We start from the raw sequence: 24,113 nt of genomic DNA on the forward strand, positions 1-24,113 counted from the left end.
GGAAATTTCAGTGCCATTAGTCAAGTGACGGCCGCTTCGCGCCCATCGCGGTCGTAAGGCGCTTCCAAGCATGAACCTCAAAAGCGGACGTTTATCTACGCTCGACCGACTTATGGCCAATGACAGCTTTCGACCAAAGAGCCAAGGCGCACGAACGGCATATCATTTCACCCATTGCGGTCATTCCGCAGGGTCTCCACTGATGGATGATGGCGACGGCATTTAGGCATTGGACGTGGGCTTCGCCCTTCATCGCGTGGCTGCTCATAGCGGCCAGCATTGCAACACCGATCTTAACGCTACTGCTGGTTGCCGCTCTGATAGTCACAGTACTCGCCGCAGTGCATCATGCCGAGCTAGTTGCCGACCGAGTAGGCGAGCCGTTCGGCACTTTCATTCTGGCTGTTGCGGTAACGATAATCGAATTAGGTTTGATCCTGACGCTCATGTTGGCCGCTGGCGAAGGCGCGGCCACACTTGCTCGCGATACCGTCTTCGCGGCTGTTATGATCATATTGAACGGACTGGTGGGCGTTTGCATCCTGGTTGGTGGCTTGCGATATCGAGAGCAGATATTTCAGCAAACCGGCGTCAGCGCGTCGCTGGCTACGCTCTCGGCATTGACGGTGCTCACCCTGGTGCTTCCGAACTTTACGACAAGCGAACCTGGCCCCCTTTATGCGCCATCGCAGCTCGGCTTTGTCGCCGTAGTCTCTTTCCTGCTCTATGCTACATTCGTCTCGGTTCAAACTGTTCGGCATCGGGGCTATTTCCTGCCAACAAAGCCGTCCGTCCATGACTTCGACGCGAATGAAGTTCCTCCTTCAGTTCCGCATACTCTTATATCTTCCGTGTTGCTCCTGGCCTGCCTGGGAGCCGTCGTTTTGCTCGCGAAAACCCTGGCGCCAGCCATCACAGCGGCCGTAGCCAATGCTGGGGCTCCCAATAGCATCGTTGGAGTGATCATAGCTGCGCTCGTGCTATTACCCGAAAGCGTTTCGGCTACGCGAGCCGCCCTTGCCGATCGGCTGCAAACGAGCCTCAACCTCGGGCTTGGTTCGGCCTTAGCTACAATTGGCCTCACGATCCCGGCGGTCGCTGCGCTTTCGCTGATTGCTGGGCTGCCGATTTCGCTCGGTTTGGATGCGCGCAGCGTCATCTTGCTGTTTCTCACCCTAATCGTCGCGACCTTGTCGCTCGGAACGGGCAGAACGACGGTTCTCCAAGGGGCAATTCACTTGGTCATATTTGGCGTTTATCTCTTCACGACCGTGGTCCCTTGAGCACGTTCAAAGCGCTTGGCTGATTGCACCGGCCGCCGGCTCTTCGGCCGTGCATGAAAATTTCTTCTGGTTCACGATAGCCTGTGCGTCGGGCGCATTTGCACAGGCATATGCAGGGCGTGAGTCCGACATGCCTGTATCAAAGCCTACACCTACCAGAACGCGTATACGAGCGCTGAACCGACAACCAGGACCGTGAGCGCAAATGGGGCGACGATCGAGCGGGTCATTGCGCTGCACCGCGTCGCACTTCGGCTATGGCGTCGCTGGCGTTTGTGTAGCGGAAGCCATTGACCAGATAGTGGTCGGCTCGAACCTTTTCGATGCCGAGCGCTGCAATAGCATCTGCTTCCGCCGTTTTGGCCTTTGTGCCATATCGGGTGGCCAATTCCTGATGCACAAGTCGTGCTTCGGGCGACGCAGCGCACCTGACCATATCCATTTCTTCGCTCTCACGAGAGAGCCAGTAACATTGTTCCACCGCTCTATTCCTTCTGCTTGAAATGACCCGCGCCCCCCGGCGCGGGCCGGACGAGGTTTGACTACCCCGTCGATAACCGAATTTACGCGGGCTGAAGGTTGACGGCGCATTCGACGCCATCCTTGTTCTTGCCAATCTCGTAAGAGAGTCGGCGATCCGTTTTTGGAGTCGTTGCATCGCCCCACGACACCGCGCCCTTCTCGAACTGCAAGTCAGCGTTGCCATTTTCGGGCCGGATCGTTCCGAAGCCCTTGGTCTCGTCAAATCTCTTGATGGTTCCGAACAACATGATGTGCTCCTTTCAATTCGCACGCGACCAGGATCGGCCCGTGCGGCTAGAGAGACGAAAAGATGGAGAAAGGAGCGACTTAGCGCCTGGCACCGTCATTGCGACTGGTAGCAAGAAAGATATGCACCCGATTTAAGTAATAAGATAGTGACATCGCGAAAATAAAATCAGAATGTGTTATTAGGCTTTTATCGCAATCATTCTATTTCCAAGCCGACTGCGACTGGGAGATTTAACGCTCCCGCTTGTAGGTTGGAGCCTCATATGCCTTCGAGATCAGAAAAATCGTACGCGGCATCGCAATGGGAGAATGAAGGGGGCGCGATGAGGCCCTCCACCATTGGGGCCGACGTCGGCCACAAGCTGGCTGCTCATGGGATCACCGCCATCCCGCTCACCGTCTATGAGTGGTCGGGATACCGCTATACCAACGCGAAGGACGCGATTGCTGCGGCAGAGCGGAACATTCGATGAGCCAGAAACCTCATCCAATTTCAGCGGACAATGACCGTCGGGGATTGCGCTGTTGGCATGAGTGGCAAATTGAGGGGCATGAGAAACGCATCGTGCTCTGCGTTGAAACGGAGTTAGAAATGCGGCCCGGGGAGCCTGGTTTCGATCCGCTGGCGTTGGAGGCCCTTGTCCTCGACGCCAACGAAATGATGAGGTCTTGCCCCAGCCCGATCGACTCGGTCCGCATCGTCCCGGCCCGCCGATACGGCTAACGACCGCTTTCCGCCCTTAGTGGCCACCAACGACCCAAAGCGGACAGGCGGCTCCGCGCTGTATGAAAATTAATAACGAGGCAGAGACGTCGCCTCTGCCCCACATCGACTACTACTTGGCAGGCATAAACGTCACTTCGCGCATTAGGTACTCACCGGTGATATTCCGCAGGTTCGGATAAACGGTGGTCGTTGTCGTGCGCGTCGCGGCCTCGTGCTGGGTTCCCCAGGCACGCATGAACGCTTCATAGCGGGCTTTGTTGGGCGCAAGATCGCTGGTGTTTGCGAAGGTAGCGACAAGCATCACGTTAAAGTCGCCGCTGTTGGGCAGGTCACTCACGTAGACGTGATAATCCTTGATCTGGCCCAGCTGTTTCGCAGCGGCATTGCTCGCGACCCAGGTATTTCGGATGCCCTGTAGATAATCTTCGACCATGTTTTCCTTCACCTTGATGGTCGACACGTTCGATACGCTGTCGCTCACGGTATAGTCCTGGTAGGGCTTAAGCTGAGCAGTCGCGGGCGTGGCAATGGCCACGGCGATGCCGAGGGCTAATAGCTTCTTCATCGGATTTTCCTTGTTGTGTAGCTAACTTGCTACGAGGCGAACCGAACGGTTCGCTGGAGCGGCCCGACCACTTGGGCACACAGAACTGGTGGGATAAGACGTTCCTGGAGCGACACAGCACCTCATTGGCGGAAAAAGCAAGCGGGGCGGGATATTTACGTTCGAGACCTGCTGTTTTTCGGCGGCTTCTAATGATCGGCCGCATTGTCACCCCGGCGCGCGGCCGAGCACCTCAAGCTTTGCCTGCTCGAACTCGGCGGCAAGGCCCGCTGATCGTAATAGAGGACGCCGATCTCGACGAGGCTGTCAAGGCAGCAGCATCCTTGCTCAGTTGTTCTATCAGGCACAAAACGGTTACATGGATGTGGCCCCCGTTTCCGAGGACCACTGTAGCGCGGATGGGGCTAGCACTACTTCGGAGTAACGATAGTAATGGCAGTCGCCGCAATGGTTGAAGAACCCGTCGCCGCAATGTCGCGAGCTCGTTGAATGGCTCGCGCAATCTGAGGTCGGGCGCCAGCCCATGCGAACCTGCTGCACCCCTGCCTGGCAAATGAATGCGGAGACGATCCAACTGACTCGCGGCAAACCGCTGACACTGCGCCTCGAACGCGGTGATTTAGAGTGGTTTCGCCAGCAGCGCTCGCCAGGTTGAGATCAGCATAGCTGACGCGGCGGGTGGGAGCCAGATCGGATGGTGCCACAACGAGAACGGGCCGATCCTTGGCAGATGCAGAAGGCGCCACAATGACAAGCCCTCCTGCAGCAAGTGCCACGGCGGCACTCATGGAGAGCAGCTTACGGTAAGTCATTACATGCCTTCTTTCCAATCCCTGAGGACGGGATTGGATGGCACCTTAGATAGTGCCGCGCATTATTATTTGGTTAACTGATGCTCTTGAGATCGACGAGGTCGCTGCCTTTCGACGAACCCGGCCCACGTTTCGATGTAGGCGATCGCAAAGTACGCAGTATCTCTACCACACGAGTCTTCGAAATTGGTTCTTGAGTGCCGTCATCAAGCAACGCGAACCAACCTCTCTTCTCACGCATAACGCTTCCGATGAAATCATAGCGCACTAGTATGGAACGATTGATCTGAACAAATTCGTCGACCGGGAGGCGCTCAACCAGTGAATGCAAAGTCGAATGAACCATCCAACTGCTGTCGGCCGAGTAGATGAGCATATAGTCGCCCTCCGCGCGTACTTTGTCGACAATCGAGAAATCGATGCGTTTAAGGCCGTTTGCAATCGGCACCCAGATTGCCCGATCACGCTGGTGCGTGCTGACGAAGCGCCTGCCGATAAAGCTTGTCTCGTAGCGAGCCACCAATGCTGCCAATCGTCCGGCCATGCAATGTAGCTGGCTATTGTAGGCACTCATGTTGGGAAATGTTGCTTCGATTATGAAATCGAAACTGCCGCTTACCTCGGCGGAATCCAGGACCGAGGGGCAGTGGATGAGCGCGCTTTTGAACGCGAACACGTCATCAGGTGAGGCCCGAGGATCAAATATGATTGAGACGATGACGCGCAGGTCTTCCGAGATGGCTGGACCACCGGGGCGGCCATCAGATAGGGCTCTATTGAAACCGGGGCCCGCGACCCGTGTGTCCATGATTCAACTCTTCCTGTAATAGGGCTTTAAGCTCCGCCCAGTCGCGCAGCCGGATCTAGACGATATACCTTTAGGAGGTGCCCCGGTCTGAGAAGGCGGCCAAGGAGCTCTCCAACGGCCAGTACGCCCCTTCACCAATTAACGGCAGTTAATGCTCATTGCCTGCGGCATTCCTGCGCCTACGCGAAGCTGCAATCATGTCCGCAATGGGGCGAAAGCGATCATGGCCGGAACGCGTGAAAAGTGGGCACTAGGAATGAGGCGTCCTTGCCGCTCACCCGCCTAAAACATCCAGGCAAATATCGCCAAGATTGCTGCCACCAGGCTGAGTCCGAACGCTGCCACTAGTGCCATTGCCGCCCTATTCTCGCGGGTATCTCGCTCAAGGCGCCCGGCGGCGGGTTGTAGTTGCGGCTGGCGAAAGACGTTCCACCACGCAGCGCCCGAGCCAAGAAGCACAAATATGCCGGCCAAAGCAAATATATAACTAAAATCCTGCACTACACTTAATCCTGCACGGTGAAGCAGATAAATAGTACTCCACGACCAACATAATAAAAATGCCGTAGACCTCAATAAAGTTCCATATAAATATCTTTTATATTTTAAAGATTCACCTTGCAAATGCCAATCATTGTGGTTATTTGTATCTCGCTACCAGTCGAAATCGACGGTCTTGGGCGCTAAGGCGCACCTTCTTCCATCTTTAGCGTCTCCTAGCGGCAGGGCGCCAATCTCGGTGCGTGCCAACAAAGGAACTCACCATGAAGTATTTTGGAACAGTGAAGTCATTCGACACCATCAAGGGCCACGGCGAGATCAAGCCGGAAGCCGGCGGTGACATGCTTCGCTTCGAGCGCAGCGCCTTCTCGTGGGAGAACAACAGTGTCCCGACGGTAGGCCAGCGTCTCTCCTATGACGTAGGCACCACCAAGGAGCGTCAGCCCTGCGCGCTGAATCTCGCAACGATCTAAACAACGGAACGTCGGGCGGAGGCGAGCATTCGTCTCCGCCCCCGCATTTCGACGCCGCTTCGTGAGGTGACGTCAAAAACGCGTCCCAGCGATCAGCGGTGCAACTGCTTCCCCTGCATGGGGACTCAAGGAGAAATTCAATGCGACCGATTTACATGTTGATGGCGGGCTTCGCCGCGCTGTCACTCGCCGCGCCAGGCGCGGCCCAGTGGGGCAATGCCCGCACTTACAGCCACCAGCTGCAGATCCAGATCAACGCTGGCGTCCACCAGGGAACCATTTCGCGGACTGAGAGCATTGGTCTGCGCGAGGACCTCGGCCGACTGGTTCAGCTTGAGCGCCAGTTCAGCCCGAACGGGATCAGCGGCCGCGAGCATGCCACTCTGATGCAGCACAGCACTTCGCTTGCGACGGAAATCCGTACCGCAAGCCGCGACTATAACCCCCGTGGCGATCAATCAGCGGGCTGGGATAGTTGCGCCATCAATGGCAATTACGCCGACCCCCGCTTTTCTGGACCGCATCCTGGTGACCGCTTCTACGGTGACACTCGGATTGGACAGCACGCCACGGCCCGAATTTTGCACATGCCGGTCCAGCACCGGGCCGATTATGTCGACAACGATCGGATTTATTATGGTTACGACAATGGCCGCATCTACCAGATCGACCGCCAGTCGCAGATGATCCTTGCGCTGCTTGATTTGCCGCGCTGATAAAGTGTCACGCGGAAAGGACGTCCAGCTTCGGCCGGGCGTCCTTTTTTTGAATCATGCGGCCACGGGCAAGCGGGATTCGAACGTCGAGCGGGTCACATCCACGGTGAACCCCTTGGGCGACGAGGCCTCCGAAATTTGAGCATTGAGTTGCTTCGCCAATGCCGCGATCAGGGCGGTGCCGAGACCGGTCGAGCTCTTCGAATTTTCGGTGTGCAATCGACCGAAACCATTGTCGGACACCGTCAGCTTCCAGTCCAACTTGGCCATCTCGAACGTGACGCGAATGCGCGCGGATGCGTGCGCCTTTGGAAAGGCATGTTTGATGGCATTCATAATAAGTTCGGTAACGATCAGTCCAACACTGACCGCGTGACTGCTGGGCAATGCGCCTTCGCTGGCTGCAACGACGATATCGATACTCTGTTTGGGTCCGACCATCGACGAGGCGAGGCCCCCACTCAGCTTCGTCAGATAAGGCCCCATTTCGATCTGCTCGATGCCATGGGATGCATTCAATTGTCTCTGCACGGCGGCGACCGACATCACTCTTTGGTGCGCCGCGCGCAATTCGCTCTTGGTCTCCTCCGACGACACCGAGCCTGCCTTCAAAAGTAAGATGCTGGCGATAATCTGCAGGCTGTTGGCGATGCGGTGCTGCATTTCGCGTAGCAGGGTCCTCTGCTGCTCGAGCAACTCTTCCGTATGTTCCAGCAATTGCTGCTTTTCCTGCTCGGCGATGCGCCGCTCGGTGATATCCTTGATCGCGAGCAGAACCATCCGACTGCTGCCACCCTCGTCACGGATCGGCAGCGCGTTGAGCTGAAATGTGCGCCTGCCAAGCTTGGCAAAATCCTGCTCGAACTCGAAGCCTCCCATCGCCGCGTGCTCGGGGATGACGGCTGCCAGCAACTGGTGGAGACCTGGGATGTCCCATTGTCCGCCGGAAAGCTCGAACAGGGAGCGGCCCTGGGTCTTTGCCGGGTCCTCGCCGAATACCTCGTAAAAGCAGCGGCTGCCGGCGAGAAGATGCAGCGTGTCGTCAAGGACCAGGAAGGGTTCCGGAAGCGTGTCGACGATCGCCAGCGCAAGCGTTTGAGCCTCGGCGAGATCGTGAATCTGTTTCATGTGGAGATGCTCCATCAGGCGGGAGCGTCACACTTCTCTCAGCCACCGGCGCGCCTTGCAATGGCCGGTGATGGAACTCGCTATACGCGCTTAAGGGCGGGACGGCGAGTCAATCCCAACCGGCGCCTGCGCATCCCGCTCCAGCGCTGCATCGAGCTGGGCGGGATCGATCACCAGCATCCGCGTCGATCCCGGGCTGTTCACATAGAAATAGGCTGCGGTGCGGCGATAGCCGGTCCGGTCCGCGGCCAGTATCTCTTCTTCGTCGATCTCGACGTGATAGCTGCCGGCAGGCAGCTCGTCGACATCGCTGTTCAAGATGAACGGACATTGGAAAGTGATCGTGGATGTCCTGGTTCGCATGTTAGCGGGATCCTGCAACAATCGGCACCGGAAACCGGCTTCAGACCAGTATCGCCGATCGCTTCGCGGCGGCAATCGCGTCTCTTGCGTTTGAATAGCGATAGCCACCCCAGTCGAACACCGTCAGCTGCACCGGCACGATGCCGTATCGCTTCAGCTCGATCTGCAGCTCGTCCGGCGCTGGCGTTCGGCGCGGCGCCATCGGACCGCCTTCATTCTCCCAGCGATCGGTTGATCCCCTGGAAGCGGAATGAGTAATGTCGGCGGTCATCGCGGGTCTCCTGCTGCAAGCGGGAGCGCAGGTCTCTCAGCCACAGGTCGCTTACAATGGAAGGAATGCCTGTGATGAGTCGCTTATAACATGTTTGCTCGCTCCAGCCGGCATCGCTTTTGCTTTCATGCGCCCACTCCGGAAATGGGCTGATGCTAGACATTCAGCTCATGTCTGCTTTGGGTCGGATCCGGCCATTCCAAATCATCGTGAACGGACCGCAGGAATCGTGGTCTAGCAACCCGCCAGCGGACGGTCCGCTAACGGCCAAATGGTGCCGGCGCCCACGCGAGATGAGCGCCGGCCGGGTAGTCACACTTCAGTGGCCTCAGCCAAGGTGAGGGCGTCTTCAACCTCCACTCCCAAGTACCGGACTGTGGTCTCGATCTTCGAGTGCCCAAGCAGAATCTGCACTGCTCGCAGATTGCCAGTTTGCTTGTAGATCAGCGCAGCCTTGGTCCGTCGAAGAGAGTGAGTTCCGTAGTCCTCCTTCCGAAGCCCAATGCCACAGACCCACTCTTCAACCAGCCTCGAGTATTGGCGCGTGCTGAGATGGTCGAGGCGATCGACGCGGCTCGGGAAGGCGTAGTTTTCCAGCGAGCCGCCACGCCGATCCAGCCATGCGAGCAAGCTTGAACGGGCGGGTTCGAGCAGTTCGAACTGAACCGGCCGTTTCGTCTTCTGCTGGATGACCATCGCGCGATTTCGAACGCGACCGCCCGATACAAGATCACCGATGCGGACCTTCACCAGATCGCAGCCGCGAAGTTTGCTGTCGATCGCCAAGTCGAAGAGCGCCCGGTCTCGCAGTCGATGCTCCCGATCGAGCATGAAGCGGATCTCCCAAATCTCCTTAGGTTTGAGCGGCCGCTTGGCCCCAAGCTTCTTTCCCGCGTTCCACGCTGGTCCTAGCTCAACTGGGTCAAATGACGAGTGTCCCATCGCCGTTCTCCGTTGGCCGGAATTGGCCTGCGGGAAAAACGAGCTGCACGACCACATTGGCCGGAAGCGGACAGTCCGCTTGTGGTGGCTTTCGACCCATTCCGGACAAAAGCATTATGGCGGCAATGCTACCGGAGCGCGAGGTCCCCGACCGTACGGAGTGGCGGGAATCTTGGCACGCTTGCTATAATGATCGTGCCGGGCGAGTGGCTTTTCACTGCAAGCCGCCCACCGAGGTCAACGAGGCGTTCCCGCATACCCGGCAACCCAACTCCATGATGGACAAGTGGCGAGATTCCAATGCCATTATCCAATACGACTACGTGGGCCATTGACCTGCGAACAAAGAGGCCGACATCGACCTTTGTTGCGTGTGCATGGCGATAAATATTGGATAGGGCTTCTTGAATGATGCGGTAAATTGCGGCCTCTCCTGGACGCCAAATTCCGTCTGCGGTTCCGTCAATGCGGAAAGATGTTGTCAGCCCTGTACGACGCTCGAAACCTGCAGTGAGCGCTTTCAGTGCCTCACGCAGACCTACTTCTTCGAGTATCGGCGGATGTGCCAGGAAGGAGATCGATCGGATCTCCCGGAGCGTCTCGCTAAGTAGGTGTTCCAACTCATCGACGATGTCGAGCGTCTGCTTGGATTTCTGCGTGCGCTTAAGCCGTCCGAGACCGAGGCCCAGGCTTGCCAACAGTTGCAACGTCGAGTCATGCACGTCGCGGGCGACGCGACGTCGTTCCTCTGCTTGCCCCTCGATCATTGATTGAGCGAACCCTTCGCGAAGGCGGCGCAACTTTACGAGTTCGGATACATCGGAACGAGTGACAATCGCGAACGTGCGACCTTCAATCTGAAGGCGATTTATGGTCAGCTGGAAGGTGCGACCTTCCCATCGGTCGTTTCCGTCATAGAGGTAATGGCAAGTGTCACATAAGCCAGCGTCTATCTGCTTTATGCCTTCGACCGCTGGACGCGCGGCGTTATGGCCCTCGTCGGCCCTCTCCTTGCAAAATTCGAAGTAGTTTGTGCCGGGGCGTAGCGCGTCATAGCCATAAAGCGCCGCTGTCTTTGACCACGCCTGGTTGACGGCAATTAGAACCCAGTGCTCATCGACGAGGCCAATCTGCTCAGGCAGCGCGTCAATTAACTGTTGGAAGCCAGAGATAAAAGGAAGCTTCTCTAGGCGCTCGCCTGAACTGGCGGCGACTACCGTTTGCCTCTTGGCGAAATCCGCGGTCCGGGCCGCTGATGCCATCACGCTTGAACTGTTGTCGGCAAGCGATTTCATACCGCCCCTCCGGATTAGCGCATACTCGGGCTCGGCCTTACCCTTAGGGGATAGCATGGTTGCCCATTTAAATAGAGTCCATTGCATTGGGAGAATTACCACGTGGAGATCTCCTCCAGACTTTCCCTGCAAATCAAGAATAGAACTGATGTTGCTCGCCAAGGTGAACTGGCAATTGCGTTTGAGTGTACGGAGGGATGATGACGCCAAAGCATCCTCATGTGGATGATAGGCCGTGTCCGGTATCTCAGGTACCTTTCCGTCGCATGTAGCATTTCGCGTGCTGTCTAACGGAAACCGCAAGTCTGGGGGCATACCATCAAGGACCGGGATATTTCGGCCGATATCGAGGCGCTGGCTAGAATTGCCGCAAGGCTTGCCGGGCGAGACCCCGATGAACGTCTGACAGTCAGACTAGCGGAAGTGACCGCCTTCAGTGGCGCAGTTTGGCGTTACCCGGATTTTGTGAAGCGCGCCGAAGCTGCTTACGAAATACTTCGGAGCGATCGCGCGCCTAGTTCCTAGTGTCCGCTTTCCACCCATTGCGGTCATTTGAGCCGCTGGCGAAACACGTCGTTCGATACCGGTCCAATGGATCGGGTCCTCCGCTCTGCTCCGGACTGCCGAGTGCGTCTGCCCGCGAAAAAGCCTCGCCCAATCATTGGACCTCGGCGCCCCCGAGTTAGCAGGAGCGCCGATCCATTTTTTAGCTCACGCGCGAACCGTGTTGTTACGCGTACCTTCACCTCCGAACAGCGGAATGAGCTGAAACAGCGCGGATAGCCCGACGAGCGAGTATACTAGCCGGCTAAGCACGCTCATTTCGCCGAAGATCGCAGCCACCAGGTCGAAGTTGAAAAGGCCCACGAGGCCCCAATTGAGGCCGCCAACGATCAGCAGCAGCAGCGTTACCTTGTTCAGAACGGTCACCGGAAATCTCCTAAGCTTGAAAAGGTGAGCCGGCCGCCAGCCGGTCAGCGGCGGCCGGCGTGGACGCCGTCACATGGGGAGAGACACTGCGTCCGTAACGTGAATCACGCCATTTGATTGAACGAGGTCGGCTGCAGTGACGTTGGCACTGCCACCGGCGGCGTCGGTGATCAGCACCGAGCTGCCCGACAGGCTGGCGGTGAGGGTGCCACCCTGGACAGTGGTCAGCGTGGCCTTGCCGCCGTTCTTGCCGATCAGGTCGACCAACTGGGAGGACGTCACCTTGCCCGGGACGACGTGATAGGTCAGCACGGCGCGCAGTTGGTCGCGGTTGGCGGGTTGCAGCAGATTATCGACGGTGCCGGCCGGGAGCTTGGCAAAGGCCGCGTCGGTCGGCGCGAAGACGGTGAACGGACCGCCGCTCGCCAGCGTGTCCACGAGGCCGGCCGCCTTGACGGCCGCGACAAGCGTCGCGTGATCCTTGGACTTCATCGCGGCGGCGACGAGGTTGCCCTTGGTGCCGCTCCCGGCGGACGCCGCAGCAGGCAAGATGGCAATCGCCGTCGCGGCAGCGAGCGCCAGCATTTTGGGGGTGTTGAACATGGGTAAGCTCCTGTCTTCTCCCACACGGGGAGTTGGTTCAGGAGTTAGGAGCGTGGGCCTGCCGTCTCCATACGGTCTTTAGGCTGCATCTAGAGGCCGGCCTCGACCGCGATCCGGATTGCGTCCGCCGAGGTGGCGACGCCAAGCTGCTCAAGCAGCAGCGCCCGGTGCATCTTGACCGTCTTCTCGCTGATCTTGAGCTCCCAGGCGATTTGCTTATTGAGCAGCCCGCTCGCCATCAGCCCGAGTACCTGGCGGCGGCGTTGCGGGAGCGATTTGACCAGCGACACCGCGCGAGATCGGTTGGCCTCGAAAATCGACGGGGAGTCAGACCCAAGGTCGACTTGCGAGCCAAGGAACCATGCCAGATTGCCGTCCTCGTCGAACAAGGGGCTGACCAGCACCGCGTTGCGGAATGGGCTGCCGTCCTGGCGATAGTTCAGGATATCGACGAGCACGGGTCGGCGAGAGCCGATCGCGCTGCGTATCCGGTCGGTGATCCACGGTTCGGTGAGCTCGCCGGCCAGGAAGCGGCAGTTGCGGCCGACGATGTCGCCCTCCGAATAGCCGGTCAGCGCACAGAAGGCTGGGTTCGCCGCCTCGAGTGGATTGTCCGTCCGGCGAGGGTTGCTGATGACTGTAGCGATCGGGCTAAGGCCGATGCTGTCGAATAGCTGATCGTTCGCAACAGGCATCTACGGATGCTACTCGGTCACAGACGAATGCGCGAGACCTGGCACCCTGTTATGGCCAATTTCGACCCATATCGGACACAACCAGAGGCACGCAGGACGGGTACAGAGCAATGGGAACCTATCGTGGTCGGCCAAGTTATCGCGCCGACACTGGCTTGTGCTCGATCGGATTGGTTAGTGACACGCCACACTAAGTCATCTACCCGACACTAGCAGTGCCATAACCCCTTCATTTCAAATAATAATTCTGCCAAAGTGCACATGTACTGAGTACGCCGTGGGGGGTGAATGACCGTGGAACTTGACGAAGTGGATTATTATCGGCGCCGCGAACAAGACCAGCGACAATTGGCCGATCAGACTAGTTCCCAATCGATCCGAAACCTCCATTTGGATATGGCCGATCGCTATCGCGAAATGGCCCAAGAGGCCCAGCTCAAGCAAACTGGACAGGATCAGGACCGCCCACCACCCGATGACGCCGCGGTTTCGCCCCGGACGCTCTATTACTTCCATTTATGTGACGGATCAGATCGCTTGTTGGACATTGAAGGCCAGGAGTTGCCAGATCTCAACGCTGCCAAAGAGTTCGCACTGCACTGTGCACGGGATACCCTCAGCCATGAAATGAAGGATGGGCTTTTAAACCTTCGCTTGCGGCTCGACGTAGCGAATGCGGCCGGCGCAGTTGTCCATACATTGCCCCTTGAAGAAGCCTTCAAGGTTATAAAACGCTAGCGAATGCAAAGTCCGCAATGGATGGAAAGCGGACATTAGCATTCATCCGCAAAGTGCTTACGCTTGCAAGCTATGCGTAAGCGTAAGGGCCGCCGCGGGCGAGCGAGGCATTGTAAGCTGGTCGCGAGTGGATGCGATCTAGCCACCGGATGAGATTCGGCCGCGATCCATCGAGGCCTGCCCGGTGGCGCGCGGTCTCCAGCGGAAAGCTCATCATGATGTCGGCGGCCGTAAATTGGTCACCGGCAAACCACTCACGGCCTGAAAGCTCGGCCTCAAGATAGTCGAGATGCTGGTTGAGCATCGCCTGCACTTTCGGATGGGCCGGTCGACCGAGCAGTCCCAATCGACGGATAACCAGCATGACAAGCAGCCACGGCATGAGCGAGCCCTCGCTATAATGGAGGAAGGTACGATAGCGTTGTGAAGCTTGAGGTTCCTGGGGCGGACCCAGCCGCCCTTCCGCCTTTTCCACCAAGTAATCGATGATCGCGCCCGTCTCGACGACTATCGTGCCGTTATCCTCGATGATGGGCGATTTGCCGAGAGGATGAATGAGCTTCAGCTCCGGGGGAGCGAGCATTGTCTTGCGATCACGCTCGTACCTTTTGACGTCGTAGCTAATGCCGAGCTCTTCCAGGAGCCAGAGGACGCGCTGCGAACGGCTGTTTTCAAGATGATGGACAATGAGGGTCATGCCGGTCGCCTGACTCTCAACCGCGCAGAGGTCAATAGATCCTTGGCCTTCCGGCCAATGGCAGCTTTGGGTGGAAAGCCCACTCTAGGAAGTTGACCCCATCGGGTCTCAGACGTGGTGGATTCCGAAAAAGTCGCTGATGCCCGTCAGCAAAAACTGCATGCCTATGCAGATTAGGAGAAAACCGAAAATTCTGGTCATGGCATCTATGCCGCTGGGCCCAAGATAACGGACCATCGAGCCCGCCACGCGCAGCACCAGGAAACAAAGCGTGAGCGTCAACGCCATTCCGAGGATGACTGCGACGTAAATCGTGCGCCAGTCTTCCGGTCGGATGCTCCGGATTTGAGCCGCGGCACTTAGGACGACGGAAATTGAGCCGGGACCCGCCAGGCTCGGCATGGCCAACGGCGTAAAGGATATATCTACTTGGCCCTTTTGGGGGTCGCTGGCTGAAGAGCCCGGCGACCAGGCCTGAGGAAATAACATGCGAAAGCCTATGGCCGAAATGATCAGGCCGCCAGCAACGCGGATTCCGGGGACCGAGATCCGGAAGAAATCGATGATGGCCCCACCTAGCAACAGGAACACCGCCAGGATCCAGAAAGCGTAGATGCAGCCTTTGAGGGCCTGGCGCTGCCTCTCTTTGTTGTCGAAACCGCTGGTGAGCGCGATGAACAGGGGCGCAGTGCTGAACGGGTTCGTAATCGGCAGCAAGGCACCGATCGTTAGCGCAATCGCTTCAATGAAGATCTCGATTGGCCGTCTCCATCCGTCGCCCGGCGACAGACTCCAGGGTTGTGTTTCATCGAATTGAACGCGCCGCCGCGATTAGATGTGCCCGCGTTCATCCGACTGCCTTCACGACGCATCGCAATTTTTTGGACCTCATTAGGTCGAAACAGACGCCAGACTGATGGCAACTTTGGGTCGTTAGCGGCCGTAAGCGGACTGTCTGCTATCGGCCAAAAGTGGCCGTAAGCCCTTTCCGGTCCAGCCGAGTCACCCAAGCGCAACAGGTGCGAGATTACTGCGCTGGGCCCCAGTTTCCGCTTGGCATGAGTTGTTAACTTTTTAATAGCAACTGCCGTTCTTAAGGTCGGGTGAAAGCTTGAGAACAGGTGCACAGCTTGTGCCTGTTTGTTGCGTGGGGCGTAGCCCCTTTTTTGTGAGGGGTTCATGCGTTCCAGTGTTTGGGTTTCGCCGCGGGCGTTAGCGTCAGCGCTTGCGATCAGTGCAAGCATCGTTTCAGCTCAGTCGGCCTTGGCCCAGCCCACGGTCCCTGGCCAATCGCGTCAGGACATCGATCCCGCAAGCCGGACGCCGCCGGTGCGGCCGAAGCAAATAGACCCGCAACAGCTGACCCAGGCCCAGGATTGCCCGTTCACAGGCAAGGGGACGATAACCCTCAGTCGGATCGAAGTTACTGGAGCGACCCTCGTTCCGTTGAAGGAAATCCAGAGTTCTGTTGCGGACCTCACGGGCAGCGAGCGCGACCTTGTGGTACTTTGTGAAGCGCGCGACCGGGTGTCGGCACTGTATGCGGCTCGGGGCGAGGCGCTGGTCCGGGTCGACCTGCCGGAACAACGGGTTTCCGGCGGCGTCCTGACGTTGAAAGTCACTGAAGGCCAGATCAGCGAAGTGACGTTGGTCAACGCCGACGCCCTGGGTCCTGCCTCGGGCCAAGCAGCCGCCTATGTCGGCGCGCTCAAGAAGGGACGCGCAACCCGCTGGCGGGATGTCGAACGCGCCTTTCTACTGACACAGGAAATCCCCGGGGCCGAGCCTGGTTTCAGCATTCGCCGGGCGCAAAGCGGAGAGCCAAACGCATTGGCGGCGGTTGCGACCTTCGCGCCGCGCCGGATCGTCGATATTTCCTTCACTGGCCATAATCTTGGCTCGGAGGATATCGGGCGCGCAGGCGGATCGGCCCGTGTCGATCTCAACAGTCTTACTCCACTGGCCGAGCGCACGAGCTTCATCCTATCGGCTAGTCACAACTGGAACCAACGCGTCTTCCAGCTGATCGAGGAAGCACATATCGGCTCCTCGGGCCTGACAGTCGTTGGCGACATCGCCTACGGCAAGACCAAGCCCGAAGGCGATGTCGCTGTGCTGGATATCGAGGGCGAGTCGTTGGTTGCCCGAATTGGCGCTCGATATCCGCTGGTTCGCCGGCGCGGCGCAGCAATTGACGTTGCAGGCCGCTTCGAGCTCATCGGGCAGGATGATGCGCTCGGTTTCCTGAAGCCCATCGGCGGTGATGAAATCACCCTGTTCGACGAGGATCTGCGAGTTCTCTCGCTTGAAGTCGGAGGGCGCTGGTCGCCGGCCGGAGCGCGCGACTTGCGGTTTGGCGGCAGCATCGAGCTTCGCAAGGGGCTGGATGCATTTGGCGCCAGCGACCGCGACGATCCGCTACTGTCGAGGCCCGACGGCCGTCCCGATTTCACAGTCGTCCGGGCTAATGCCTCGGCGCGCAAGGATTTCGGTGCCAGCAGCATTATACCGTTCGTTGCCGCCACACTCAGCGGACAATGGGCACCGCACGGGCTTCCGGCCTACGAAGAATTCCAAGTCGGCAATTACACCATCGGTCGCGGATACGATCCGGGAGCGGCATCGGGGGACCGGGCGGTCGCGATGCAGCTGGAGGCCGGGTTTGAAGCTCCGCTTTCGGATGCGAAGTCCGTGCTTGGCACCAGCGCTGTCGGCCTGTTCGGATTCTACGACGCAGCAAGGCTGTGGAACGAGGATCCGCTCAGTTACGACAAGTCCATCGCGTCGCTCGGCGGCGGAGTCCGCTTCCGTACCCGGCGCGCCCAGCTCAGCCTGACCTACGCCGCGCCTCAAAAAGCCGCGCTTCCCGGCGGGCCAACACCGGGCAACCGGCTGCTGTTGACGCTCACCACCAATTTTTCGATCCGCTGATCCCAGGAGACCATGATCATGGCCACCATTCGCAACCAGTCGCGTATCGCTGCGAAGTTCCTCCTAAACGCCGCCCCGCTGGCCCTGGCCCTCGGCCTCGCAACGCCGGCCAATGCGCAATTCGCCAACACCAACGCCGGAACGATCAGCACGAACGTGAACGGCGGCAGCGGATCCACCGTCGTGACCGGCGCGACCGCCAACGGCGCCGGTGCGGACACAACGACCATTACGCTCGGCAACAGCCGCACGATTCTCAACTGGGACAGCTTCAATCTCAGCGCCGAAGATTCGCTGAATTATGTCTTCAATTCCAATACTGACATCGTGCTCAATCGAGTGAATGGGGGCACCGGAACCCAGATCAATGGCGCGCTCTCCAGTTACCTCGGTGCAGTAGGCGGGACCTATGGCGGCAACGTCTGGTTCATCGATCCGACAGGGATCGCCGTCGGTGGCAATGCAACCGTCAACGTCGGCGGCCTGCTGCTGAGTACTCTCGGCCTCACCGATGCAGACTTCTTCGATGACAACAGCTTCAATTTCTCGGGCGTTGGCGGAGCGATCACCGTCAATGCAGACGCGGGCGCCGTGGGCCAGCTCAATGCGCGCAATGGTGCGATCACGATGGTCGCGCCCGGCATCAATTTCTCCGGTAATGCGGACGCATCGACCAACATCGGACTTATCGGCGCGCGCAACGCGCAGATCCTGTTCGATTCAAACCTCGGCACTTACCTCGCGGTCACGATCAACCAGGGTTCCGACCAGGTTACCGCAGTCAACGTCACCTCGAGCGCCTCGTTCAACGCTGACTCGGCGGCGTCGGGCGGAAAGACACTCATCATGTCGGCCGGAAGCGGCGGCGCCGCGCTCGGTTCGATCCTGCTTGGCGGTACCTCGGCCGATCGGGTCGAGTTCGTCGAGGGCGACGTCGTCCTCCATGCGGCCGGGGATGTGACCGTCCCCACTACGCTCGTTTCCGGCGGAGCCGTCCAGCCGCTCGGCGCCGCGACGGGCCAGGGCGATGTGACCATCGGCGCATTGAACGTGTCGGCGGGCAATCTCGATGTCCGTGCCGCCGACGACCTTACGACGAACCAGACGGTCGCGGTCGCCCAGGGTAGCGCTCGGCTCGAAGCGGGCGACTTGATGACGGTCAACACCAGCGTCTCGACCAAAGGCGACTATACGATCGTCGCCGACGACTGGACCGGCACCGGCGTATTCGCCCCGACGTTCACGGGCGGGGCAGGGGTCGGAGATTTCAACATCACCGACACCGCATTCGGGCTGACGATCGGCGGCAAGACGGCTCCCGATGACCTTCGAATCACGACCGTCGGCGGTGATCTCACGATCAATGGCGCGATCGCCGCTACCAACGGGAACATCGAGCTCGGCAGCAACAGTGGGAACATCATATTGAATGCCCCGGTCACGACGGGCACCGGCGCCGGGCGCTACGTGATGTTCACTGGAAGCCCGACACAAAACGCCGCGGGGGTGATCACCACCAACACGCTGCAGGGTTCGGGCGTCCAGTTCACGCTCGACGGCGCATCGAACCAGATCACCAACCTCGGTCCCATTTCGACGTTCCGCGACATCCGCATCAAGGACGCGGGCGGCGGGCTGGCGATCACCGGGAACCTCTCCGTCACCGACGGTTGGATCCTGCTTACGACGCCCGGAGTCCTGTCGGCGGGCGCGGTCTCGCTCACCGCGGGCACCCAGAAGATCATGGAGTTCACCGCTTCGTCGATCGCCTTGACCGGCACCTCGATCACCGGCCAGTCCTACTTCCATGCCCCCGTGATCATCGGCGGCAACGTCACCATGGACTCAAGGATCAACGGCACGTCCCGGTTCGAGGGGACTATTAGCGGCGACGGCCTCGCGGGGGCGGATTCGCTGTCGGTGCGGAACATCGAGATCGTCGGCGCGGTCAACAACAGCCTCGCGAACCTGACGACGACGGGCACGGCCTACGTATCCAACAACGTTTCCGTGTCGAACAATCTCACCATCGGCGGCCAGACCCGGGTGGTAAGTTCACCGGCCGGATCGATCGCCCTCACGGCGGGCGGAAACCTGGTTCTGACCGGCTCCGCGATCATTGGCGGTGGAAGTCCGGTCAACCTCAGCCTGACGGGCGGAGCGATCACCGCTTCCACCATCGGATCGGCGGGCACGACCTTCACCAATGTCGGCTTCAACGGCACGGCGACGATCAGCGGGGACGTGCTCGCAACGGGAGCGGTGACCTTCGCCAGCCCGCTCCGACTGACGGCAGGCAATCATTTGGTGCAGGGCTCCAGCCTCAATTTCGGCAGCTCGGTCCTTGCCGTTTCGATCGCGGACGATGTTACCCTTCGGGCGTTTACCACCGGCAGCGGGGCAGCGACGTTCAGCGGGTCGATCCAGGATATCGACCAGCTCGCGGTCGACGCCGGGCAGGTCACGTTCGCGGGGATCAACAACCGGGTGGGAACGCTCGCGGTCTCGGCCGACACCGGCGCCGTCGACTTCAACAACAATAGCGCCCTGACGATCGGAACGGTCGGGACGGTCAACGGCATCACCGCGAGCGGCCCGGTTTCGCTCCAGAGCTCCGGCGGCATGTCGCTCCAGTCCAGCATCGTCACCCCGGGCAATGTCAGTCTCTACATCAGGTCCGGCGACATTAGCCAGGCGGCGCTTGCGGGCATCACCGCGAACCAGCTCAGCATCTTCGGCGGTAGCTGGGAATCGACCATCGCCAGCGCCATTCTGACCGGCAACAATGACGTAAATTCGCTGGACGGCACGATCTACGGATCGCTGACGCTGGCGAACAGCGGACAGTTGACGGTGAACGCGCTCCAGGTCGCGCAGAACCTGGATGTGTCCACCACAGGAAACATGACCGTCGCCGGCGACGTCAGGAATACCCATGTCGGCAACCTCTCCTTGAGGGCCGGCGGCGACATGACATTGAACGCCAACCTGTCCGCGACCCATGCTTACACGGCGGCGGGGAACGTGAACCTCACTGCCGGCGGCCTGATGAGCGGCGGCACCGGCAAGACCATTATCGGTACCGACATCTCGATGACCGCTGATGACTGGACGGGCGGAATCCTCGGAACCGCGGTCCTGAAGGAATCGCGCGACCTTTCCATCATCGACACCTCGGGCCTGACCATCAGCGCGCTGACCGACGTCAATGCAGTGCGCAACCTGTCGATCACCACCTTGAATGGCGATCTCAACGTCGGCGGCATCGCTCCCGGCGGATCGGTGACGCTTTCCTCGGGCGGCGCGCTCACCATCACCGACACGGTAGCAGCGCCTGGCGACCTTAGCGCCACAGCCGCAGGTTCCATCGCCGTCAATCGCCTGGCGCAAGCTGGCGGCAATGCGTTCCTCCGCTCGACCGGCGGATCGCTTTCTATCGGATCGCTCGGACAGGTGAGGGGCGTCGACGTAACACTCGCCGCCGCAGGCAATTTCAGCAATGCCGGCGGCGCCGGCGCGATCGCTGCGACGAACCGTTGGCTCGTCTATTCCACCAATCCGGCTAGCAACAGCTTTGGCGGCCTCGACAGCGGCAATACCGCAATCTGGAACGCGAGCTATGGTTCGCACAATCCGGCAAGCATCAGCGGCAATCGCTACATCTTCACCTACCAGCCGATCGCAACGGTCACGACGGTGGATGCGAGCAAGGTCTATGGCACGGACCTTAGCGGTTCGACGGCTTCGCTCTACACGCTTGCGGGTCTTCATGCCGGCGTTGCCGGCGCCTTCCTCGGCGATACGCTTGCTTCCGCGTTCAGCGGAGCGCCGCTGATCAGTTCGGCCGGCCTTGCCGCCAATGCCGATGTCGCGGGCGGACCCTATGCGGTGACGGCCACGGGAGGAACCTTGGTCTCCACCTCTGGCTATGGCCTGGCCTTCGCCAATAGTGGGAAGATTAGCGTCACTCCAAAGGCGCTCACCGGAACGGTCAGCGCCAATGACAAGACCTACGACGGTACGACCAGCGCGACCGGCTCGGTCAGCCTTTCGGGCGTCCTTTCGGGCGATGATGTCACCGCTTCCGCGCTTCTCGCCTTTGCGGACAGGAATGCGGGCTCGGACAAGAGCGTGACCATTTCCGGAGGTTCGCTCTCGGGCAGCGATGCCGGGAATTACAGCCTCAGCTTGCCGGCCTCGACGCTCGCCTCGATCTTCCAGAAGGCGCTGACCGGTACGGTTACCGCCAATGACAAGACCTATGACGGAACCGCTGCCGCGACGGGCTCGGTCAGCCTCTCCGGCGTCGTTGGTGGTGACAATGTCACCGCCTCGGCCCTCCTTGCCTTCGCCGACAAGAATGCCGGCTCGAACAAGGTCGTGACGATTTCCGGAGGTTCGCTCTCGGGCACGGACGCCGGCAATTACAGCCTCACCTTGCCGGCTTCGACCCTGGCTTCGATCCTCCAGAAGGCCCTGACCGGTACGGTTACCGCGAACAACAAGACCTATGACGGGACCATCGATGCGACGGGATCGGTCGCGCTCGGCGGCGTCGTTGCGGGCGATAATGTGACCGCCGCCGCGGACTTCGCCTTCGCCGACAAGAATGCGGGGACTGGGAAGACCGTCAACGTCAGCAATGCTTCCCTGGCGGGATCGGACGCCGGCAATTATACGCTCAGCCTTGCTCCGAGCGTGGTCGCGGACATATTTCAAAAATCCATCGCGGCCACGGTGATCGCGAACGACAAGACTTATGACGGAACCAATGCCGGCTCCGGTACGGTAAGCCTCGCCGGTATCGTCGCCGGCGACAGCGTCTCCACCTCCGGCGGGGCCTTCACCTTCACCGACAAAAATGCCGGCACGGACAAGTCCGTGACGGTGAGCGGCGTAACCCTCACGGGCACCGATGCCGATAACTATGCCCTGACCGTCCCTGCGAGCGTCCTTGCCGACATTTTCCAGAAGGCGATCAGCGCGACCGTCACCGCCGATGACAAAATCTATGACGGTACGGTTGATGCGACCGGCTCCGTCACCCTGGGCGGGGTCATTTCCGGCGACACGGTCGGAACATCCGCCGGTACGTTCAGCTTCGCCGACAAGAATGCCGGGCCGGACAAGCTCGTGACGGTGAGCGGCGTCATCCTTACGGGAACGGATGCTTCGAACTATTCGCTGAGCGTTCCAGGAAGCGTGCTCGCCGACATCATGCAAAAGGTGCTGACCGCAACCGTCACCGCCAATTCCAGGACCTATGACGGGACGACCTCCGCGACCGGAAGCGTGGCCCTGGCTGGAATCATTGGCGGCGACATGGTTGGCGCAAGCGACGGCAGCTTTGAATTTACCGACAAGAATGCCGGGACCGGCAAGGCCGTGACGGTGAGCGGCATCGCGCTTACCGGTTCGGATGCGGGGAATTATTCCGTGACGATCCCGGCAACGGTCCTTGCGGACATTTTCAGGAAGACCATCACGGCGACCGTCGTGGCCGACGACAAGACCTATGACGGCACCACCGCTGCCACCGGAAGCGTCAATCTTGCCGGCACCGTCTCGGGAGACAGCGTGACGGGGAGCGCGGATCTCGCCTTCGCCGACAAGAATGCCGGGACCGGCAAGGTCGTGACCGTTTCCAACGCCGCGCTCGCCGGCGTGGACGCCGGTAATTACCTGCTCGAAACACCGTCGAGCGCTCTTGCCGATATCGCAAGGAAAGCGATCGGCGGGACCGTGACGGTGGATAGCAAGACCTATGACGGGACGACCGCCGCCACTGGCTCGGTCTCGCTGCAGGGCGTCGTCGCCGGCGATACGGTTGCGGCGAGCGCCAACCTGGCCTTCGCCGACAAGAATGCGGGCACCGGCAAGACCGTCAATGTGACGAACGTTGCAGCCAGCGGCGCCGATGCCGGCAACTATGTGGTCACCCTTCCGGGAGCGGTCGTTGCCGATATCCTGAAGAAGGCGATTACCGGCTCCGTCACCGCCAATTCGAAGACCTATGACGGGACCACCGACGCCACGGGCACCATCCAGCTGACTGGCGTGATCGCCGGTGACAGCGTGACAGGGTCAGCAAGCCTCGCCTTTTCCGACAAGAATGCCGGGACGGGAAAGATTGTAAACGTCGGTAGCGCCTCCCTGTCGGGTAGCGACGCCGGCAATTATTCGGTGAACCTGCCAGCAAGCGTCGTCGCGGACATTTTGAAGCGGGCCATCACCGTTTCGGCCGATGCTCAGTCCAAGATAGAAGGGTCAGGAGATCCAGCGCTAACTTATGCGGTCACGCAAGGATCGCTCGTCACGGGCGACACGCTTGGCGGAGGCCTGACCCGTGCGCCGGGCGAAGGGCCGGGCGACTATGCGATTGGCCAGGGAAGTCTGGCGGCAACCGCCAACTACGAGCTGACCTTCGTCGGCAATACGCTAACGATCGAAGCTAAGTCCGTCCCGACCAACCCGGTCATGCAGGATGCGCAGAGAAATCTCCTGACCTATCTCGCGGAGGTCAATGAAAAGCGCGCGGATCCGCTGGTCGTCGTTGACGAGCGGAACCTCGACTGCAGTGAATCGGCGGACAGGGGCCAGGGTTGCGATCGGGGCGCAGGAGTTACTGCGCCCTGACCGCCGTGTCTCCTACGCCTTCGGCGAATGCTGCAAGGCACGATTGAGTATGGTCCAGCCCCTCGCCGAAGCTAGATTGGCCAAAGTCCTAATGACCACAATGGGTCGAAAGCTGCGATAAACGGACCGTCCGCTACCGGCCAGGTTGCGACGCTCGATCGTACTCAGACGCTAGTGACCGGAATGAGTGGAAAGTGGACGCTGCGATTTCCTTGTCGCGAATTGATA

Annotated in this window: 22 protein-coding genes; 7 read left to right on the forward strand and 15 right to left on the reverse strand. The window is 59.7% G+C overall.

Annotated features, from left to right (window positions below; genetic code table 11):
- Positions 1 to 209 precede the first annotated feature (209 nt).
- A complete protein-coding gene (locus tag LZ496_RS11890) occupies positions 210 to 1,283 on the forward strand; it encodes a calcium:cation antiporter (protein ID WP_249904890.1) in 1,074 nt (357 codons plus the stop codon).
- 226 nt (positions 1,284 to 1,509) lie between these two features.
- On the opposite strand, the gene LZ496_RS11895 is transcribed toward LZ496_RS11890, so the two are convergent.
- Both LZ496_RS11895 and LZ496_RS11900 read right to left on the reverse strand, forming a co-directional pair.
- Positions 1,510 to 1,764 (reverse strand): hypothetical protein, encoded by a 255-nt coding sequence (locus tag LZ496_RS11895; RefSeq protein WP_249904891.1) that lies wholly within the window; start codon positions 1,762 to 1,764, stop codon positions 1,510 to 1,512.
- An 82-nt stretch (positions 1,765 to 1,846) separates the two neighbouring features.
- Positions 1,847 to 2,053, reverse strand: coding sequence for a cold-shock protein (locus tag LZ496_RS11900; protein ID WP_249904892.1), 207 nt, complete (start codon positions 2,051 to 2,053; stop codon positions 1,847 to 1,849).
- 324 nt (positions 2,054 to 2,377) lie between these two features.
- Here LZ496_RS11900 and LZ496_RS11905 point away from each other — a divergent pair, with 324 nt between their 5' ends.
- The gene (locus LZ496_RS11905; RefSeq protein WP_249904893.1) at positions 2,378 to 2,527 is read left to right on the forward strand and encodes a hypothetical protein; all 150 of its coding nucleotides are present in this window, start codon (positions 2,378 to 2,380) and stop codon (positions 2,525 to 2,527) included.
- A gap of 363 nt (positions 2,528 to 2,890) precedes the next feature.
- On the opposite strand, the gene LZ496_RS11910 is transcribed toward LZ496_RS11905, so the two are convergent.
- The 3 genes from LZ496_RS11910 to LZ496_RS11915 form a co-directional block, all read right to left on the reverse strand.
- Positions 2,891 to 3,346: a hypothetical protein gene (locus LZ496_RS11910; RefSeq protein WP_249904894.1), complete on the reverse strand. Its 456-nt coding sequence runs from the start codon at positions 3,344 to 3,346 to the stop codon at positions 2,891 to 2,893.
- Between the two features lie 410 nt (positions 3,347 to 3,756).
- Positions 3,757 to 4,158 (reverse strand): UrcA family protein, encoded by a 402-nt coding sequence (locus LZ496_RS14090; RefSeq protein ID WP_366516731.1) that lies wholly within the window; start codon positions 4,156 to 4,158, stop codon positions 3,757 to 3,759.
- A 73-nt stretch (positions 4,159 to 4,231) separates the two neighbouring features.
- Positions 4,232 to 4,966 (reverse strand): LytTR family transcriptional regulator DNA-binding domain-containing protein, encoded by a 735-nt coding sequence (locus LZ496_RS11915; protein ID WP_249904895.1) that lies wholly within the window; start codon positions 4,964 to 4,966, stop codon positions 4,232 to 4,234.
- A gap of 764 nt (positions 4,967 to 5,730) precedes the next feature.
- Here LZ496_RS11915 and LZ496_RS11920 point away from each other — a divergent pair.
- Together LZ496_RS11920 and LZ496_RS11925 are read left to right on the forward strand one after the other, a co-directional pair.
- Entirely contained in the window at positions 5,731 to 5,940 is a 210-nt protein-coding gene (locus LZ496_RS11920) for a S1 domain-containing protein (protein ID WP_249904896.1), read from the forward strand.
- A 140-nt stretch (positions 5,941 to 6,080) separates the two neighbouring features.
- The gene (locus LZ496_RS11925; protein WP_249904897.1) at positions 6,081 to 6,656 is read left to right on the forward strand and encodes a hypothetical protein; all 576 of its coding nucleotides are present in this window, start codon (positions 6,081 to 6,083) and stop codon (positions 6,654 to 6,656) included.
- Positions 6,657 to 6,710: 54 nt separating this feature from the next.
- Here LZ496_RS11925 and LZ496_RS11930 read toward each other — a convergent pair whose 3' ends face one another.
- From LZ496_RS11930 to LZ496_RS11965, 8 genes are all read right to left on the reverse strand, one after another.
- Complete coding sequence (locus LZ496_RS11930) at positions 6,711 to 7,784, reverse strand: sensor histidine kinase (protein ID WP_249904898.1); 1,074 nt, start codon at positions 7,782 to 7,784, stop codon at positions 6,711 to 6,713.
- Between the two features lie 90 nt (positions 7,785 to 7,874).
- Complete coding sequence (locus LZ496_RS11935) at positions 7,875 to 8,102, reverse strand: hypothetical protein (protein WP_249904899.1); 228 nt, start codon at positions 8,100 to 8,102, stop codon at positions 7,875 to 7,877.
- Between the two features lie 85 nt (positions 8,103 to 8,187).
- Complete coding sequence (locus LZ496_RS11940) at positions 8,188 to 8,418, reverse strand: hypothetical protein (RefSeq protein WP_249904900.1); 231 nt, start codon at positions 8,416 to 8,418, stop codon at positions 8,188 to 8,190.
- Between the two features lie 312 nt (positions 8,419 to 8,730).
- Entirely contained in the window at positions 8,731 to 9,360 is a 630-nt protein-coding gene (locus LZ496_RS11945; protein WP_249904957.1) for a tyrosine-type recombinase/integrase, read from the reverse strand.
- A 128-nt stretch (positions 9,361 to 9,488) separates the two neighbouring features.
- Entirely contained in the window at positions 9,489 to 10,655 is a 1,167-nt protein-coding gene (locus LZ496_RS11950) for a sensor histidine kinase (protein ID WP_249904901.1), read from the reverse strand.
- Between the two features lie 711 nt (positions 10,656 to 11,366).
- On the reverse strand, positions 11,367 to 11,585 hold the full coding sequence (locus tag LZ496_RS11955) for a DUF378 domain-containing protein (protein ID WP_249904902.1): 219 nt from the start codon (positions 11,583 to 11,585) through the stop codon (positions 11,367 to 11,369).
- A 69-nt stretch (positions 11,586 to 11,654) separates the two neighbouring features.
- A complete protein-coding gene (locus tag LZ496_RS11960) occupies positions 11,655 to 12,188 on the reverse strand; it encodes a fasciclin domain-containing protein (RefSeq protein ID WP_249904903.1) in 534 nt (177 codons plus the stop codon).
- 89 nt (positions 12,189 to 12,277) lie between these two features.
- A complete protein-coding gene (locus LZ496_RS11965) occupies positions 12,278 to 12,883 on the reverse strand; it encodes a LuxR C-terminal-related transcriptional regulator (protein WP_249904904.1) in 606 nt (201 codons plus the stop codon).
- 288 nt (positions 12,884 to 13,171) lie between these two features.
- Between LZ496_RS11965 and LZ496_RS11970 the strand changes: the two genes are divergently transcribed.
- On the forward strand, positions 13,172 to 13,621 hold the full coding sequence (locus LZ496_RS11970) for a DUF6894 family protein (protein WP_249904905.1): 450 nt from the start codon (positions 13,172 to 13,174) through the stop codon (positions 13,619 to 13,621).
- Between the two features lie 70 nt (positions 13,622 to 13,691).
- Here LZ496_RS11970 and LZ496_RS11975 read toward each other — a convergent pair whose 3' ends face one another.
- Together LZ496_RS11975 and LZ496_RS11980 are read right to left on the reverse strand one after the other, a co-directional pair.
- A complete protein-coding gene (locus LZ496_RS11975) occupies positions 13,692 to 14,318 on the reverse strand; it encodes a glutathione S-transferase family protein (RefSeq protein ID WP_249904906.1) in 627 nt (208 codons plus the stop codon).
- Between the two features lie 108 nt (positions 14,319 to 14,426).
- Entirely contained in the window at positions 14,427 to 15,107 is a 681-nt protein-coding gene (locus LZ496_RS11980; protein ID WP_283938089.1) for a MarC family NAAT transporter, read from the reverse strand.
- Positions 15,108 to 15,581: 474 nt separating this feature from the next.
- Here LZ496_RS11980 and LZ496_RS11985 point away from each other — a divergent pair, with 474 nt between their 5' ends.
- Positions 15,582 to 17,249, forward strand: coding sequence for a ShlB/FhaC/HecB family hemolysin secretion/activation protein (locus LZ496_RS11985; protein WP_249904908.1), 1,668 nt, complete (start codon positions 15,582 to 15,584; stop codon positions 17,247 to 17,249).
- 18 nt (positions 17,250 to 17,267) lie between these two features.
- Complete coding sequence (locus tag LZ496_RS11990) at positions 17,268 to 23,885, forward strand: YDG domain-containing protein (protein ID WP_249904909.1); 6,618 nt, start codon at positions 17,268 to 17,270, stop codon at positions 23,883 to 23,885.
- Positions 23,886 to 24,113 lie beyond the last annotated feature (228 nt).

This window comes from Sphingomonas caseinilytica (genome assembly GCF_023516455.1).
GTDB classification, from domain to species: domain Bacteria; phylum Pseudomonadota; class Alphaproteobacteria; order Sphingomonadales; family Sphingomonadaceae; genus Sphingomicrobium; species Sphingomicrobium caseinilyticum.

What these genes read in the sequence shown, in the direction of transcription:
- LZ496_RS11965 (WP_249904904.1), bottom strand. Translation starts at nt 12,883, where the DNA reads ATGCCTGTTGCGAACGATCAGCTATTCGACAGCATCGGCCTTAGCCCG.
- LZ496_RS11925 (WP_249904897.1), top strand. Translation starts at nt 6,081, where the DNA reads ATGCGACCGATTTACATGTTGATGGCGGGCTTCGCCGCGCTGTCACTC.
- LZ496_RS11915 (WP_249904895.1), bottom strand. Translation starts at nt 4,966, where the DNA reads ATGGACACACGGGTCGCGGGCCCCGGTTTCAATAGAGCCCTATCTGAT.
- LZ496_RS11920 (WP_249904896.1), top strand. Translation starts at nt 5,731, where the DNA reads ATGAAGTATTTTGGAACAGTGAAGTCATTCGACACCATCAAGGGCCAC.
- LZ496_RS11930 (WP_249904898.1), bottom strand. Translation starts at nt 7,784, where the DNA reads ATGAAACAGATTCACGATCTCGCCGAGGCTCAAACGCTTGCGCTGGCG.
- LZ496_RS11970 (WP_249904905.1), top strand. Translation starts at nt 13,172, where the DNA reads ATGACCGTGGAACTTGACGAAGTGGATTATTATCGGCGCCGCGAACAA.
- LZ496_RS11990 (WP_249904909.1), top strand. Translation starts at nt 17,268, where the DNA reads ATGGCCACCATTCGCAACCAGTCGCGTATCGCTGCGAAGTTCCTCCTA.
- LZ496_RS11950 (WP_249904901.1), bottom strand. Translation starts at nt 10,655, where the DNA reads ATGAAATCGCTTGCCGACAACAGTTCAAGCGTGATGGCATCAGCGGCC.
- LZ496_RS11900 (WP_249904892.1), bottom strand. Translation starts at nt 2,053, where the DNA reads ATGTTGTTCGGAACCATCAAGAGATTTGACGAGACCAAGGGCTTCGGA.
- LZ496_RS11940 (WP_249904900.1), bottom strand. Translation starts at nt 8,418, where the DNA reads ATGACCGCCGACATTACTCATTCCGCTTCCAGGGGATCAACCGATCGC.
- LZ496_RS11910 (WP_249904894.1), bottom strand. Translation starts at nt 3,346, where the DNA reads ATGAAGAAGCTATTAGCCCTCGGCATCGCCGTGGCCATTGCCACGCCC.
- LZ496_RS14090 (WP_366516731.1), bottom strand. Translation starts at nt 4,158, where the DNA reads ATGACTTACCGTAAGCTGCTCTCCATGAGTGCCGCCGTGGCACTTGCT.
- LZ496_RS11905 (WP_249904893.1), top strand. Translation starts at nt 2,378, where the DNA reads ATGAGGCCCTCCACCATTGGGGCCGACGTCGGCCACAAGCTGGCTGCT.
- LZ496_RS11975 (WP_249904906.1), bottom strand. Translation starts at nt 14,318, where the DNA reads ATGACCCTCATTGTCCATCATCTTGAAAACAGCCGTTCGCAGCGCGTC.
- LZ496_RS11945 (WP_249904957.1), bottom strand. Translation starts at nt 9,360, where the DNA reads ATGGGACACTCGTCATTTGACCCAGTTGAGCTAGGACCAGCGTGGAAC.
- LZ496_RS11960 (WP_249904903.1), bottom strand. Translation starts at nt 12,188, where the DNA reads ATGTTCAACACCCCCAAAATGCTGGCGCTCGCTGCCGCGACGGCGATT.
- LZ496_RS11890 (WP_249904890.1), top strand. Translation starts at nt 210, where the DNA reads ATGGCGACGGCATTTAGGCATTGGACGTGGGCTTCGCCCTTCATCGCG.